15 protein-coding genes, 1 pseudogene and 1 riboswitch are annotated in these 15,234 nt (G+C 39.7%); of the genes and pseudogenes, 4 read left to right on the top strand and 12 right to left on the bottom strand.

Going from position 1 to position 15,234, the window contains the following annotated elements:
• Positions 1-128: 128 nt before the first annotated feature.
• From CRO56_RS08595 to CRO56_RS08565, 6 genes are all read right to left on the bottom strand, one after another.
• A complete protein-coding gene (locus CRO56_RS08595) occupies positions 129-1,520 on the bottom strand; it encodes a GntP family permease (protein ID WP_097158199.1) in 1,392 nt (463 codons plus the stop codon).
• Positions 1,521-1,678: 158 nt separating this feature from the next.
• Positions 1,679-2,695, bottom strand: a complete 1,017-nt coding sequence (pdxA, locus tag CRO56_RS08590) for a 4-hydroxythreonine-4-phosphate dehydrogenase PdxA (RefSeq protein WP_097158198.1) — start codon at positions 2,693-2,695, stop codon at positions 1,679-1,681.
• The gene (locus CRO56_RS08585; protein ID WP_097158197.1) at positions 2,692-3,999 is read right to left on the bottom strand and encodes a four-carbon acid sugar kinase family protein; all 1,308 of its coding nucleotides are present in this window, start codon (positions 3,997-3,999) and stop codon (positions 2,692-2,694) included. Before CRO56_RS08585 ends, pdxA begins: the two co-directional genes overlap by 4 nt.
• A gap of 18 nt (positions 4,000-4,017) precedes the next feature.
• Positions 4,018-4,767, bottom strand: coding sequence for a DeoR/GlpR family DNA-binding transcription regulator (locus CRO56_RS08580; protein WP_097158196.1), 750 nt, complete (start codon positions 4,765-4,767; stop codon positions 4,018-4,020).
• 321 nt (positions 4,768-5,088) lie between these two features.
• Positions 5,089-5,430 carry an ATP-grasp domain-containing protein gene (locus CRO56_RS08570; protein ID WP_281257294.1) on the bottom strand — a complete coding sequence of 114 codons (342 nt, stop codon included), beginning with the start codon at positions 5,428-5,430 and terminating at the stop codon, positions 5,089-5,091.
• Between the two features lie 31 nt (positions 5,431-5,461).
• Positions 5,462-6,076: a LysE family translocator gene (locus CRO56_RS08565; protein ID WP_097158193.1), complete on the bottom strand. Its 615-nt coding sequence runs from the start codon at positions 6,074-6,076 to the stop codon at positions 5,462-5,464.
• A 274-nt stretch (positions 6,077-6,350) separates the two neighbouring features.
• Here CRO56_RS08565 and CRO56_RS08560 point away from each other — a divergent pair, with 274 nt between their 5' ends.
• Positions 6,351-6,998, top strand: a complete 648-nt coding sequence (locus CRO56_RS08560) for a spore coat protein (protein WP_097158192.1) — start codon at positions 6,351-6,353, stop codon at positions 6,996-6,998.
• Positions 6,999-7,115: 117 nt separating this feature from the next.
• Here CRO56_RS08560 and plsY read toward each other — a convergent pair whose 3' ends face one another.
• From plsY to CRO56_RS22640, 4 genes and pseudogenes are all read right to left on the bottom strand, one after another.
• Positions 7,116-7,706, bottom strand: coding sequence for a glycerol-3-phosphate 1-O-acyltransferase PlsY (gene plsY / locus CRO56_RS08555; protein WP_097158191.1), 591 nt, complete (start codon positions 7,704-7,706; stop codon positions 7,116-7,118).
• A 189-nt stretch (positions 7,707-7,895) separates the two neighbouring features.
• Positions 7,896-8,027 carry a hypothetical protein gene (locus tag CRO56_RS23395; protein ID WP_281257291.1) on the bottom strand — a complete coding sequence of 44 codons (132 nt, stop codon included), beginning with the start codon at positions 8,025-8,027 and terminating at the stop codon, positions 7,896-7,898.
• A 14-nt stretch (positions 8,028-8,041) separates the two neighbouring features.
• Complete coding sequence (locus CRO56_RS08550; RefSeq protein WP_179714218.1) at positions 8,042-9,307, bottom strand: helix-turn-helix domain-containing protein; 1,266 nt, start codon at positions 9,305-9,307, stop codon at positions 8,042-8,044.
• 529 nt (positions 9,308-9,836) lie between these two features.
• Positions 9,837-10,037, bottom strand: a pseudogene (locus CRO56_RS22640) (S8 family serine peptidase); the annotation flags it as partial.
• Positions 10,038-10,505: 468 nt separating this feature from the next.
• On the opposite strand from CRO56_RS22640, the gene CRO56_RS08545 reads away from it, so the two are divergent.
• Positions 10,506-11,756: a S8 family peptidase gene (locus tag CRO56_RS08545; protein WP_245855714.1), complete on the top strand. Its 1,251-nt coding sequence runs from the start codon at positions 10,506-10,508 to the stop codon at positions 11,754-11,756.
• 48 nt (positions 11,757-11,804) lie between these two features.
• Here the strand turns inward: CRO56_RS08545 and CRO56_RS08540 are convergent, their stop codons facing one another.
• Together CRO56_RS08540 and CRO56_RS08535 are read right to left on the bottom strand one after the other, a co-directional pair.
• Entirely contained in the window at positions 11,805-12,221 is a 417-nt protein-coding gene (locus CRO56_RS08540; protein ID WP_097158189.1) for a translation initiation factor eIF-2B alpha/beta/delta subunit family protein, read from the bottom strand.
• 125 nt (positions 12,222-12,346) lie between these two features.
• Positions 12,347-12,508: riboswitch (SAM riboswitch) on the bottom strand.
• Positions 12,509-12,580: 72 nt separating this feature from the next.
• Positions 12,581-13,357 (bottom strand): carbon-nitrogen family hydrolase, encoded by a 777-nt coding sequence (locus CRO56_RS08535; RefSeq protein ID WP_097158188.1) that lies wholly within the window; start codon positions 13,355-13,357, stop codon positions 12,581-12,583.
• Between the two features lie 126 nt (positions 13,358-13,483).
• Here CRO56_RS08535 and CRO56_RS08530 point away from each other — a divergent pair, with 126 nt between their 5' ends.
• Both CRO56_RS08530 and CRO56_RS08525 read left to right on the top strand, forming a co-directional pair.
• Positions 13,484-14,659 carry a pyridoxal phosphate-dependent aminotransferase gene (locus CRO56_RS08530; RefSeq protein WP_097158187.1) on the top strand — a complete coding sequence of 392 codons (1,176 nt, stop codon included), beginning with the start codon at positions 13,484-13,486 and terminating at the stop codon, positions 14,657-14,659.
• Positions 14,660-14,817: 158 nt separating this feature from the next.
• Positions 14,818-15,009, top strand: a complete 192-nt coding sequence (locus tag CRO56_RS08525; RefSeq protein WP_097158186.1) for a hypothetical protein — start codon at positions 14,818-14,820, stop codon at positions 15,007-15,009.
• Positions 15,010-15,234 lie beyond the last annotated feature (225 nt).

Below are 15,234 nucleotides of genomic sequence, written 5' to 3'. Positions count from 1 at the left end.
GAATCTCCTATATTGTATCGATTCAAACGAAAAACAGCAATCATTCTACAATTTTCCCAACATTTTTTCAAAGAAAAATAAACAAAAGAAAAGGGGTCTGCCCGAAGCAGACCCTGATCTTCAAACCATTAAAAAATAAAATCAGCGATTACTAGCATAACAAGTGATACTGCCCATCCAATGGTTGTTGGAATAGACCATACCAAGATTTGCTCTTTAACATTCTTAATGCCAAGCATTCTGTTTACTACCCAGAACAAGCTGTCGTTAAAGTAAGAGAAAACCATGGCTCCAAGCGCAGCTGCTTGTGCTGCAAGAACAAGGTTCACATCTAATCCTGCAATAATAGGAGCTGAAATGGATGCAGCGGTAACCATTGCAACTGTTCCACTACCCTGTATTAAACGAACAATCGTAGCAATGAAGAAAGGAATAAGAACAGCAGGTAATGGCCATTCAGCGATTTGTGCAGCAATATAGTCCCCTGCTCCACTTGCACGAAGTACGTTCCCTAATGCACCACCGGCACCAGTTACAAGTAAAATGATACCCGCAGTTGTAATTCCTTCTTCCATACGATCTAATGCTTCAGAACGGCGAAGATTGTTAGCTAATGTATAAATCGCAACAATTACGCCAAGAGTTACTGCAATAACTGGGTTCCCGATAAATTTAATATAGGACAATACAGTTTCATTAATAGTGAAAACTCCTGCATCATTTAAAGCACCTAAGGTTGTATTTAAGAAAATCAAAATAATTGGAATTAAGATTGGCATAATTGATTTTGCAAATGAAGGAAGTGCTTTCGATCTTTCATCTACAGCATCAAGAAATTCTTGATAGGCTTGTCCTTCTTCTGGACGTACAAAACCATCGCCATTCTCTTCAGGAACCTGATAAATTCTCTTGCCAATCCATTTTGCATATAAAACACCTGCAATAACTATTGGTACAGCGAAAATTAGACCCGCAAGAATCATAAGACCGAGGTCTGCTCCAAAGATTCCAGCTACTCCTAATGGACCAGGAGTTGGAGGAACAGCATGGTGAGTTGCGGCAAGACCAATTGCTAAAGCAACACCTAGTGCAACCACAGATTTACCTGTTTTTCTAGAAAGCGCTTTTACTAATGGGTTTAATATTACAAAGGCTGAGTCTACAAAGATTGGAATGGACACGATATAACCAGCAGCTGCCATCGCCCATTCTTCTTTCTTTTTACCAAGCTTCTTAATCAGTGTATAAGCAAGTGTCTCAGCAGCCCCTGACACTTCCAATATTCTCCCCATCATAACACCAAGACCGATAACGATACCGATGGATGCTAGGGTACTACCAAAACCATTTGTCATTTCAGTTACAACATCAGTCGGATTCATTCCGCCTACAATACCAGTAATTGAGCCAGCAATTAAAAGAGCAATAAATGCGTGAATTTTTGTTTTTAATACTAAAAAGATTAATGCTGCAACTCCAATTACAAGTCCCAGAATCATTTGAGCTCCAGAAACTTCCATGTTAAAATTCCCCTTTCGTTGTCGTCTAGCTCCAGCACCCAAGGCCTATTGGACGTCCCTGATCCGGCGCCTCCGCTTTCTTGAAACGGCTTACATTTTTTGTTATTGGGATGCTGAGGATAGGAATCTATCCTCAGCAGAACAACCTAAATTAAAAATTACTCCATTGTTTCAGCAGTGAATCTTGGTGCATATTGTGCAGCCAATTTGATACACTCTTCCATGCTTGTGCTTGCTGCAATATTTTTACCAGCAATATCAAAAGCAGTTCCATGGTCAACAGAAGTTCTTAGGAATGGAAGACCATTTGTAATCGAAATCGTTCTGTGGAAATCTGTCATTTTCGCAGCGATGTGTCCTTGGTCATGATATAAGGATAATACTGCATCATATTTGCCATTTAGAGCCTGGAAGAAGACTGAGTCTGCTGGTACTGGACCATATGCGTCAATACCATCAGCTTTTCCAGCTTCAATACCAGGTCCGATTTCATCAACTTCTTCACGGCCAAATAATCCGCGTTCGCCGCTGTGTGGGTTAAGTCCCGCCACAGCAATTTTGCGATTTTCAATACCTAAGCGTTGTAGAGCTTTGTCACAACGAATTAGATAATCATGAACCCTTTCTTTTGTCATTTGTGCAATTGCATCTTTTAGAGATAAATGACGAGTTAAGAAAAAGATTCTCATCCCTCTAACTTCAAACATAGTAAGCGGATCTTTTGTATTCGTTAAATCTTCAAGCATTTCGGTATGACCGATGTATGGGACGCCTGCAGCTTTTAGTGACTCTTTGTTAATTGGAGTTGTAGCTAATGCTTTTACTTCTCCAGCTTTAGCAAGGTCAACAGAAGTTTTGATATATTCGAATGCAGCTTTTCCGCATTGGGCTTGAACCACACCATATTCAAGTTCTTCGATGTTGATATTGTCTAAGTCGATTAAATCAACTGTGCCATACTCATACTTACCTTCTTCAGGCTTGCTGATGACATTTATTTTTAAGTCAGCTTCGACAATGTCAATGGCTTTCGCAAAAACTCTTGAATCCCCGATTACAACCGGTTTGCACATGTCATAAATTTCTTTTTTCGTTAATGATTTTGCTGTAATTTCGGGTCCAATTCCTGCTGGGTCTCCCATTGGAATCGCAATGATCGCTCTTTCAGTTGTCATTTTGCAGCACTCCTTTTGGCGTTTTTAGTCTTTAAAAATTTTACACTTGCATAAATGGAGGTTTTATCCCCAACCATGCCGCCCTTTGTTACAATCGGCAGCCCTGGAAAATGACCGCCAATTAATTTTCCATAAGCGGCAAGAGGAAGAACTTCATCTTCTAATTTAATTCCAGAGGCTTTACTAAAAGCACATAACGATGCGGTAACATCTCCGCCGCTTGTAAAGCATCCTTGAATCGGATAGTTAGTTTGCTCCATCACTAGCCTTGTGATTTTAGCCAAGCCATCGGTGATTCGTTTTGCAAGTGCATCCTGTGTTGTTTTTTGTTGGTCGGCAATGTGCTTAAGGTTTAAAATGCTATTGCCTTCAGTATGAGTGGTGATGATTAACACATCATCTTCATGGATTCTTTCAAGTGCTTCCTTAGTTGCACGGCTGACCTCTTCGTCCCAGCTGGCTTCTAGAGTTGCCAGCTTTTCTGCTGAGACATATACCGGATTTGAATTCGTTTTATCCTTCAAATACCGGAGCTGTCTTCCAGTTAAAGAGGTTACACTTCCGACCGTTACGATTACTTTGTTTGACTCAACAAATTGATGTAAAAATGCTTTTGAGTATGCTGCTGTCAGCGGTCCTGGATCACAAGGAACCATTTGCACTTCCTGAATGACAGCCATTGCTTCTGCAATCGTGTCAATTTCTTCATCTGTAACTGCATCTACAACTATAATTCGATTTCCTTTTGCAATCTCACTTGTAATTGCTTCGGTTAGGGTTGAAACACCATCTAACACTTTTTCTAGCCCAATATGGCTAATTGAATTTTTACTGCGCTCTGTAATCACAGCAGGAATATAGGATGATGTAATAGGCGTAATGGGATCCTTAGCAACATCTGTTGCCTGTACAGGGATTCCATCGACTAACAAATATCCTCCCGATGTAACCCTTCCAGAATCAGGGAAGGAAGCTACAACAATAGCAATACTGTCTGGACCTAATTCATCTAACATTGTATCGATTTCAAGACCAATTTTTCCGCGGATCGTACTGTCTATCCGTTTGCAAATTACTTTGGCATCCCATTCACGAAAGCTTTCCATTGCTTTTTTCACACGTCTTACGACTACTTCATCAGGTGCGTACCTTGAATCAGTATCTATGCAAACTGCATCGAGTTCCCCAGATTCGGGAATCTTATCGTTATACACAACGGTTGCAGCGGTAAAGCCTTGTTTACTTAAACGGACTCCCGTAGCATTTGCACCTGTTAAGTCATCAGCTACTACACCGACTTTCATGCTGTCCACCTCTTTTGCCTACAATATCTCCAAATACTGAGAGAGTGTAGTTTTTGTATCTTCGGGGATATCGTCATCCGTAATAAAACCTGTTAAAACATTTAAATCACATACTTTTGAAAATGCTTTTTGATCGATTTTACTGGAATCTGCTACAAGCCACGTAACTTCTGCTGCTTGAATCATCAACTTTTTAATGAGTGATTTCTCAAGAGTAGGTGAAGTAATTCCTGCTTTTATATCGATGGCATGAGCTCCAAGAAAAAACAGATCAACGTGAATATCTTGTAAAAAGTGATGTGTTTGCGGCCCGTATAGGGCACCAACACCATTTTGCAATTCTCCTCCGGACACAATAACTTTGAGTTCGCTTTCAACTAGCTCTGCCGCGATTTTAATGTCATTCGTTATAACCGTTAAATGATTGCGTTCTTTAAGCAGTCGGGCAATCTCTAAAGTGGTTGTCCCAGAATCTAAAATGATGGTCTGCCCCTCTTTAACTAAAGAAACGGCTTTTTTCGCTATGTCTCTTTTTTGTTTGATTCTTATGCTTTCCTTTGTTAAGAAAGGGGTTTCAGTAATAAGCGGTTTAGGTAAAACAGCTCCACCATGAACACGGATGACGTGTCCTTCTTCTTCTAATTGGGCCAGGTCTCTTCTAATTGTCATAGGAGAAACGTTCAATTCTTCAGAAAGTTGTTCAATTTCAACCTTTCCTTCGTCTTGAACTTTTTTTAAAACCCAATCTCTTCGTACTGATGGCTGCATTCCATCACCTCTTAAATGTTAACTTTGTTCAATTACCACCTTTATTATGTTATCTTATAACAAATAAGTCAACAAAAATGTTCATTATTTTCACCCGAAGTGTTCAAAGTTAACGTATGATTCTAATGGAAACGTCAGTAAATAGGGTGCTTCTTTCTTATATTCATATACATGAAGTCGTTCAAATAGAGGGATTAGTGCTGATAATGAAGGATTAAAATAAAAAAGATCCAAATCTTCACCTAAACAGCGGAGAGTTGAACTTTTTCTAACTGCCCCTTTACGCCGGAACAATAAAAGGGGCATATCCATATAAATACTCTAGAATTGTATCTGTATATTGTTTATTCTGATTCCTTGATTTCCAAACATGACATTGAGTTCAAAAAAGTACAGTTTATCACCTACTTGGGCAATATCAAAACCTGCATGATCGATACCAAGCGTCGCAGCGACTTTTTCCACAAGCTGTATTGCCTCAACTGGGATATGATCGTATGAAATGAGTCCTCCTTGAGAAACATTCGTTAAAAACTCGTGACCTTGATTGATTCTCCAGTATCCTTCAATTACTTTGTTCCCAACCCAAACAATCCGCAAGACTTTTGTGATTGGTAAATATTCCTGTACGTACCGTACATCATTTTGTTTAGTATAATCGATAAAATCCTTTTCATTGCAATATTTTTTTGACTTACCAATTCCATGTCATTTCGGCAATTCGGCGCAAATACTCAGAAGAGAACCATAAGAGCATAATGCCAGCGATAAAGCTAAACAGCTTCCTATGACGGATATTCATTTTTTCGCGAATAAAATAAACCGCCAATGTTAAATTAATCATCCAAAGAATGCCGCCAGCAATTATAAAAAAACAATAAATGAAAATAGCAGAAGGAGGATTTTCAACAAATAAGGAATTAGAAGCTTGTGAAAATGTGCTATACCATGCCATAAAATTGATGGGGTTGGCAAATACTAAAAGGAAACCTGCTGTAAAGGATGATACTAATGCAGGCGATGATTGGGAATTCGGTAACCCGGGATTCAAACTCATAAACCCTAAAAACAAAAGAAGGATCGCACCTACTGTAAAAAAAAGAATTTCTGTCACCTGATTTTGCATCCATGATGAAAACCCTGAATAAATGATGAGTAAACAGAAAATATTCGCGATTATCCCTCCCATTCCCATACACAAAGCTGGATAAATGCCACCTTTAATTCCCCGATTGATTAATTCAATATTGAAAGGTCCAACTATAGCTACCAAACTGATCCCCATTGCAATAAAGTGAATGATATTCATTAAGAAAGCCTCCTACCTTGTCCTTGTACATTGTATGCATGAACTTCAGACACATTCATGGGATGGTAGAGTGAATGGGTTTGGTTGAATGTTTGATTAGAGAATTGGGCATCGGGAACTGTTTTTTTGGACTGAAAATACCATTCGTAAACTTTCCCGCTCAACAAATTTTCCCACTAAAACCTTTTTATATTTGAATGATTACGGAATACTTTCAAATACTATAGCGTGGATAGTTTTTTCTATCCAAATGCTTAGAGGGGGTAGGATACGAATGGAGCAACAATCCATGAATCAACAGAATATGAATCAAGGCCAAAACTTAGGAAATCTTCATAGTTCTAATCAGGTGGGATTCCAGCAAAATCATGGGGGACATGAAATTTTCGATGCCCATGAGGTTCTATCTTGTCTAGTTGGCACATTAGATCAATATATGTTGTTCCGTCAATATGTAAAGGACCCTGAGTTAACTGATATTTTAAACAGACAATACACATTTATGACAGACCAATATAACCGACTGGTTGAAACACTCTCAACAGGACAAAAGCCATCTAAACAGGCTACTACCTATATGATGAAACAAAACCATGATGTAATTTACGGACTAAAACAGGCTCAGCCTAAAAAGCCGATTCAGTCGGCGTCCGAGATTAATGATGCATGGGTTTCAGGGCAAATGATGGCAGCTGTTAAAGCAATTTGTTCTGGGGTGACAATGGCTGCGTTAGAATCGACTAACCCGGTTTTGCGCCGTGTATTATCCGATAGCCTACCTAACTATATTGAATTGGGCTATGAGTTATTCCTGTACCAAAATAAGCATCAATATTATCAAGTACCCCAATTAAGCATGGAAGATACAAACTATATGATTCATGCCTACGCACCATCCACAAACCAAAACATGATGCAATAAGAAAAGCGCAAGCGCACCTTCATTAAAGTTCAGAGTTTATACTTTCTGATCTTTTAAAATAAAAGAGGCCACCCTTCGACAGCCGCCGTATTGGCTGTTTTGGGGGAAGGCCTCTTCTTATACAACCCGTTTTCCCTCATAAATTGTGGGTTCTGTTTTATGATACAAATTACGGATATTCGACCGGTGCAAATAGATCATTACAAAAAATAATAAGCTAAATACGATGAGATTCAGCTGATTAAAATCCACGAATGAATAGATAACCATAGCCAAACAACTGGTGAGCGAGCCAAAAACAACGTATTTAGTCATCCATATCATTCCGAAAAATACAACCACGGCAACGAAAAGCATCAATGGATTATAGGCTAATAATACACCTGCAGAAGTAGCAACAGCTTTCCCTCCGCGAAAACCTGCAAAGATTGGAAAACAATGACCTGCAACTGCTACCATCCCTACAAGTAATGGGGAAACCTCAAGTCCATAGTAAACACAAGCTATTACAGGCAGAAAACCTTTAAGAAAATCCCCTAAAAAAACTGCAATTCCTGCTTTTGGACCAAGCGTAGCAAAAGCATTGGTCGCCCCTAAATTTCCGCTTCCATGTTCACGTATATCAATTCGATAAAAGGTTTTGCCGATAATAAGTGCAAACGGAATTGACCCGCAAAGATAGCTCACAATAAATATCCACCAATCCATATGATTCCCCCATTTCTTGTCAATGCGAAAATGAAACACATTACAAGCTCCCTTTCATTTATTATACAAAACCGTATTTAACATGTAACGGTCATATTGAAATATTTCTGTAATATTTTTACTCAAAAAAAAATCTCCATTTCGCTGTAACGAATGGAGATTTTTCTCGTCTCATATTAGTGAGGATCTTTACAGAGTTGCTGTAACTGGTAAGCCAGTTGGATCTGGATGATCTGCCTGATCAGCAAAAACCTGACCACCTGCAAAAGCAATTGTGATTAAAGCAACTGCCAATGCGAAGCCTGCAAACCATTTTTTCATACTCATCTACCCCTTTACACAAGTTTATATATATTTCTAAGGGCATCATTAGATACCCTGAAATATTGAGACGAAAGCTTATAGCGATAGGCGTTCTCATAATATGTAGCCAATATTTCTGCATATGTAGCCAAATATTCGTACATCTTATGTTCCGCAAAATAAGGGATCACTTTATCTTTCATGAAGCTTTCAAACTCTTCGGATCGAGACTGATTTAGCAGATAATAATACGTTTTAAAATGGTACTCATATTCAGTTAATTTTTGATCCTGGCTGTCCAAAATATCAAATGCCTGACTTACCCACTCAAGCGCCCTTTCAAAATCTTTTACCTTGTAATACTCCATGACTAAAGAGAACATAGTATGTAATTTCCTTGCGTAATCACCTTGATTTCTGTATTCAATACTCTTCGTATAATGTTCGATTGCCAGATCAGATTTTTCCTGTAAGGAAAATAAATAGCCTAAGTTATGGTGAACCATCCCTTTTAGATTAACATCATGCAGGGAATCGGCAATTTTACTTGTTAACAGCAAACTTTCTTCAGCCTTTTTCCATTCCCCGCTTCGCTGGAACGATATCCCAAGAAGTACCTGACACTCTGCACTTCGTTTATAATCATATATGGCTTGGTAGATTCCTAGAGCCTGATTGGTATAACGCAAACATATACTGACTTTCCACAATCGGCTGCTTGTTAAAGCAATCGAATAGTATAGATCTGCTTCTTCCCATTTTTCAAATACATTGCTGGCTAATAAGGTTTCTGCCTTTTTATATTTTTCATATGCCTCAGAAAACTGATTTTGCAAATATGCAGATAATCCTTGAAATTTTAAAAAATAGTAAAGCAAATCCCCTGAGAACAAAGTCGTGTATTCTTGTAATCGCTCGATTTGCTGATTAGCCAGACTTATATTACGATTCAGCAAATGAAAGCGAAGCTCAAACATCATAAAATAGAGCAAACCCGTTGAGTCCTTTTGATTCATGATTCCCTTCATCTCTTCATACTCTTTAGCTGCGAGGTCGGTGTCCCGATTAATAATCAATTTATACCAGTCTTTTAGTCTATCAAGAACATTGGGCTCTCCTTCATCATTCAATGAAATATTTAATCGATTACAAAGCAATGTAAGAACTTCTACACTAGGCAGACTTTGGTTGTTTTCTATTTTCGATAAATAAGATACCGAAATAATCCCACTTGCCAGTTCTTCTTGGGTTTTATTTTGCTGCAGTCTGTAAAAGCGGATTCTCTCCCCTATTTTCATGTGATCAACCCCACTACATAGTGTATAATTCATTATATCCTACATATTCCAATTAGTCTGAAAAATCAGATAGTTACTTGTGCTCATTTTTTTGACAGTACATAGGTCTTTTTTCACTTAATTGTCGTAGGGTTGATCATAATTTTATAGGTTAATAGATAGGAATTTAGTTTAAAACAGCAATAGAGAAATCCTGACTCCATGATGGGACATTATAAGCCTGAACCTCGATGGTGTAGGTTCCGCTTTCTGAAACATCGATAAATACATTTTCTACATTATTAACGCCACCCCAATTGTTATGTATGGGTAGGAAAAGTCATTACCGATATAAGTTTGACCGCTTGGTGAGGTCACTGCCAAATCTAAGTCATTAACAAGAGAGTAAGTGGCTGAAGGATTTCATAGATAAGCGGTCCACACTAAAGATATTTTTAACTGATCTCTGCCATCAGCAGTAAAACTATTGCGAACGGTCTGACCGGTTGAAAGGGATTGTGTTTCATTCACATACCCTACATTTAACGCTTTATTTAGAGCGACCCGGCCTCAACCCTTGGTCATAGTAGCTTACACCTATATCACTTGCTCCTGCAAATAAGGATGGTTTTGGAGTTACACCGCGGTTTTCCATAAAATGCTCTCTAAGCAAGGCAACAGATCCGGCAACAAGAGGAGTTGCCATTGAAGTTCCTCCCATATAAGCATACTTCCTATTATAATTCGCCCAGAAACTTGAATCGGAAGCTAATGAAGAGCGTGCAGATAACCCCTCTCATCTTTTCTGAAAGGCCCTACACATCCAATGCATCAAGGTTCCCTCAAACTTGGTATTGTTCAAATGAGAGTAATTTCCTGCCTTTAACATCCTATTCCATCTGCAAACTTTCCCAATAAAGAAATCTATCGAACTAGCAATAAATTGGGTAAGTATGCCACTATTGACTTGGGAAAACAGCCCTATTTTTTAAAGGATATCCTTAAGAAAATGCCCCCATTTTCCCAATACAAGGAACCACCCACTCGTGGTACGATGATTTTGAACTTTCAGAAAAATGGAGGTGATTATCTTCTTCGGTATTCCTTCCGTCCGCAGCCCTTCTTCTTCGTACATAAGAAAATCTACTCAAAAAATGCTCTTCTATTAAACAAGCTCTTTGGATTCGATTCACACTTACTATTTTTAGGAGTTGATATTGTGAAAAGATTAATCGGGTTACTCTTCTCTATTATTCTTCTAGTTTCTTGCTTTACTTCTAGTGCATTTGCGGTTGTTCCAGCTGATAATGGCGGGGCTAAGGATCTCCGGGTCTTAATTGAGCCAAAAAACAGCCAAAATAAAGCAGATCTTCAAAAAGCATACGGTGTGCGCTGGGATTTCGGTAAAAAAGGTTTTACAACCAACGTTAATGAAAGTCAGTTCGAAGCCTTAAAAAATAATAAAAATCTTGAAGTTTCATTAGTGGATAAAGTTTATTTAGAAAAAGTCAATGCAGAGGCAACCCGAACAGCAACCCCTTCTGATCAAACGCCTTGGGGAATGCAGGCAATCTATGCAGATCCCAATCTTAGCGCTACAAGCGGCGGCGATAATATTCGTGTAGCGGTTCTGGATACGGGTGCTTATACTGCACACGTAGACCTAACCCAAAATGCTGAACAATGTAAAGACTTTAGTCAAAATCGCTCACCTCTTATCAATGGTGCCTGTGAAGATAAAAACGGTCATGGCACTCATGTAGCCGGAACCGTTTTAGCGAATGGCGGGGCAGATGGTCAAGGCATCTATGGTGTAGCACCGAACGCAAAGCTATGGGCTTATAAAGTGCTTGGCAACAGCGGCTTTGGTTATTCTGATGACATCGCTAATGCCATCATGCATGCAGCAGATGAAGGAAACCGCCTTGGCGTGAATGTAGTGATTTCTATGTCTCTCGGCTCCAGTACAAAAAGTGACCTTATTGCCGATGCCGTGACCTATGCCGTAAATAACGGGGCACTAGTTGTGGCCGCAGCTGGTAATGATGGACCTAATCCAGGTACGATTGGTTACCCTGGAGCTCTCGCAAATGCTGTTGCTGTCGCTGCTCTTGAAAATGTTCAAGAAAACGGCAATTTCCGTGTCGCTGACTTCTCCTCTAGAGGAGTATCGGGCGGTGCCGGAGATTATGTGATTGAAGAAGGGGATGTTGAGGTATCTGCACCAGGAAGAGCGATTGAGTCAACCTGGAAAGATGGAAGTTATTACACAATCAGCGGAACCTCCATGGCAACACCTCACATTTCCGGCTTAGCTGCAAAAATCTGGGCAGAGAATCCTAGCCTTTCCAATGTACAGCTTCGCAGTGAACTGCAAAACCGTGCCCGTGCAAACGATGTGAATGGCGGGTTACATGCAGCGTCTGGAGATGACATTGCCTCTGGATTTGGCTTCCCGCTCGTACAATAATTCTTGAAACCAGGCTGGCCGGCTAGGTCAGCCTGGTTTATTGTTTGCCTACTCATTTTCCTCTTGAATTTGAATTTTAATGGCTTCATGGATCAGGTCTGTTTTGGCTTCATTTATGGTTTTTGCATCAGTAATAGATTGCATCATCCTGTCAAGGCATGATGACAGTTTATTCACAGTTGGATTGGATTTTTCCAAGTAATCCCGGTCTGCTTTTAACTGTGCTCTCCATTCCTCTAAATCACAAGCTGGATAGGCGAGTGCTGCTAAGGCTAAGCCAAATGCTGCGGTCACCCTGATGTCTCGCTCCTCTGTTACTTTTAAAGTCACGATACTATCGTACACTTCCTCAATAGATGTAAGTTTTAAATATTCAGTTCGTTCCGGCAGAGCCTGTTGGTTCAAAAGCTGAATATAATTGTCTTTCCATTCTACTGATTGGGAGAATGTTGGTTGGATATTCATGGTGAGTCCCCACTCCTTTGTCTGAACTTCATAAGAGGCAAGGAGCTTATCTTTACTCCTTTGTTTCAAGGAATATAAAAAGCCCCTTTCTCACAAGAAAGAGGCTAGAATGATTGTCTTCTCACCTCTTATCTTTCAAAAAGGTATAAACCTTTTTGTTGGATTTAGCACCGTGCCTTGCGGATCTGCTTGAATCCGGCGAAAATCTTCGCCCCGTCTCACAACGGTATTACGGTCGGTTGCTGGGCTTCATCGGGCCAATTCCCTCAGCCTGCTCTTGATAAGAGAAATTTCTATTCACTATTTATATTTACTTGCTATAGCATCATACCAAGAAAATACAATAATTGTCAATGGTTCTAGTAGAAGTCTGGTCTTCTGTCTTCGAAAATGGGAATCCGTTTTCTAATATCTGCTATTGCTGAAAAATCAACGGTAGCTGAAACAATTTCCTCTTCCGTTCCGCCTTCCGCTAATATCTCACCCCAAGGATTTATAATAAGAGAATGGCCGCCAAACGTATTTGCCGGGTCAGCTCCCACCCGATTACATGCTATCACATAAGCCTGATTTTCAATCGCCCTGGCTATTAAAAGGTTTTTCCAATGCTGTATTCGCGGGAGTGGCCATTCCGCAACCACAAACAGCACTTGAGCTCCTTCCACGACATGTTTGCGAATCCATTCCGGGAAGCGAATATCATAGCAAATAAAAGCTGCACCAGGCAATCCTTCTAATTGAAAATGCCCATCCTCTGTCCCTGCTGTTAAATGCAAGTGTTCATCCATTAGTTTAAAAAGGTGGAGCTTACTGTATAATTTGACTAACTCTCCATCTTTATTGATAACCAAAAGTGTATTTTTAACACCTTCCTCCGTCTGGTTGGCAACTGAACCAGCTACAAGATGGATGTTCGAATTTTTTGCTAGCCCCTTTAAAAATTCAATCGATTTTTGAGCTTCTTTATCAGCTATTTCATCTAGCCTGGTTAAATCGTATCCGGTGTTCCAAAGCTCTGGAAGAAGCAGAACTTCATGCCCATCTTCTGCTCCTTTTCGAACCCATTGCTCGACTTTAGAAAAATTTATCTCAGGCTTTCCATACGCGATATCCATTTGAATACAACCGATTTTCATAATCTTGTCCTCCTTTTACATGATGAGTGCCTCTTTACAGTTTGCTTTTTCCGTTATACCATTTGTAACTAGAAATTGAAAAGTATTTCTTTTGTGAAATTTATAAATATATTCGAGGTGTTTTCATTGGTACATTATCCTTCTTCAGAAATCTTAAATGCATTACCGAAGCAATTTTTTGCTGCGCTTGTTGAAAAGGTCGGACGTCTGACTGCACAAGGTCATGATGTCATCAATTTAGGTCAGGGGAATCCAGACCTTCCCACCCCGCCACATATTGTGGAAGCCTTACAGAAGGCAGCAAGTAATCCTATCCATCATAAATATTCACCCTTCCGTGGCCATATGTTTTTAAAAGAAGCTGCGGCAGCCTTTTATGAAAGAGAATATGGAGTTAAAATTGATCCTGCTACTGAGGTTGCGGTGTTATTTGGCGGCAAAGCTGGTCTGGTTGAACTGCCATCCTGCCTCTGTAATCCTGGTGATACTGTGTTAGTGCCAGATCCGGGGTATCCTGACTATTGGTCTGGAATCACGCTGGCACGGACTAAAATGTATACAATGCCTCTTGTAGAGGAAAACAGCTTTTTGCCTGTTTATGAAGATATACCGGAATCGGTGAGTAAACTGGCCAAACTTATGTTTTTAAACTATCCGAACAATCCAACAGGTGCTGTTGCCACTTCTGGCTTTTTTGAAAAAACTGTGGACTGGGCTGAACAGCACAATGTTTGTGTTGTCCATGATTTTGCCTATGGAGCAGTCGGATATGACGGAGTGAAGCCTCCTAGCTTTTTACAAACAGATGGCGCTAAAGAAGTAGGAATTGAGATTTATACATTGTCAAAAACGTATAATATGGCTGGTTGGCGTGTTGGTTTTGCCGTAGGAAACAAAAGTGTCATTAAAGCGATTGAACTATATCAAGATCATATGTATGTCAGTCTTTTTGGTGCCGTTCAGGAAGCAGCGGCAGCCGCTTTATTAGAGTCTCAAGCTTGTGTAGATGAACTTCGTGCAACATACGAATCAAGACGTAATGCTTTTATTTCATCCTTGCATGATATTGGCTGGCAAGTACAAGCGCCTCCAGGCTCCTTTTTTGCCTGGCTAAAGGTTCCCGAAGGACAAACCTCCCAAGCTTTTTCAGATATTCTATTAGAAAAAGCCCATGTCGCGGTTGCACCTGGCATAGGCTTTGGGACACATGGAGAAGGCTATGTCCGTGCCGGTCTGTTGACATCTGAAGCGCGGCTGCAGGAAGCAGCAAAGCGAATTAAAGACGCATTTTCTTTTAACTAGAAATTAAAAAAGGTACCTGACTCCCTGAGCTTCGCATTACCGCAAAGGGGATCAGGCACTTTTTACATCAGTTTTCTGATAATTATGTCTTTTTGTGGTAAAATAATAATAAGCTGATATATTGTATTAGAGCGATTTTTGATTAGGAGGTGGCAATTATGCCATTGTGGCTGGCAATTATAATCCTGTCGGGTGGTTTAATTTCATTTGCTGTCATTGCAGATATCATATTCAAAAAGAAAAATCGTCCATTCGACCCAGAAGCTTTAGAATTAAAAAATGAAGCAGAAGCCGACATTCACAGTCAACAAAATCTCAGTCAAACAATTAACCAATTTATTCATAAATAAGAACCAGGGTGTTTTCAGCCTCGTCCTTAGTTGGTGTGAATTTTGAAATATAGTAAGGTTCACCATTCTGATATGGGCAGAATCCTTAAAGTTAAAGAAGTGCACTGGATGCAGATTTTCCGATTTGGGCTAGCTCCTCTTGCGTTTCACCAAAAACACTGGCCAATTTTTCTTTACGGACATTAGTTCCGTTATTTTATTAAAAATAGCGGATTTCTAAAATTA

Source organism: Bacillus oleivorans, assembly GCF_900207585.1.
GTDB lineage: Bacteria > Bacillota > Bacilli > Bacillales > JC228 > Bacillus_BF > Bacillus_BF oleivorans.
This window is presented reverse-complemented; position numbering and strand designations above follow the sequence as displayed.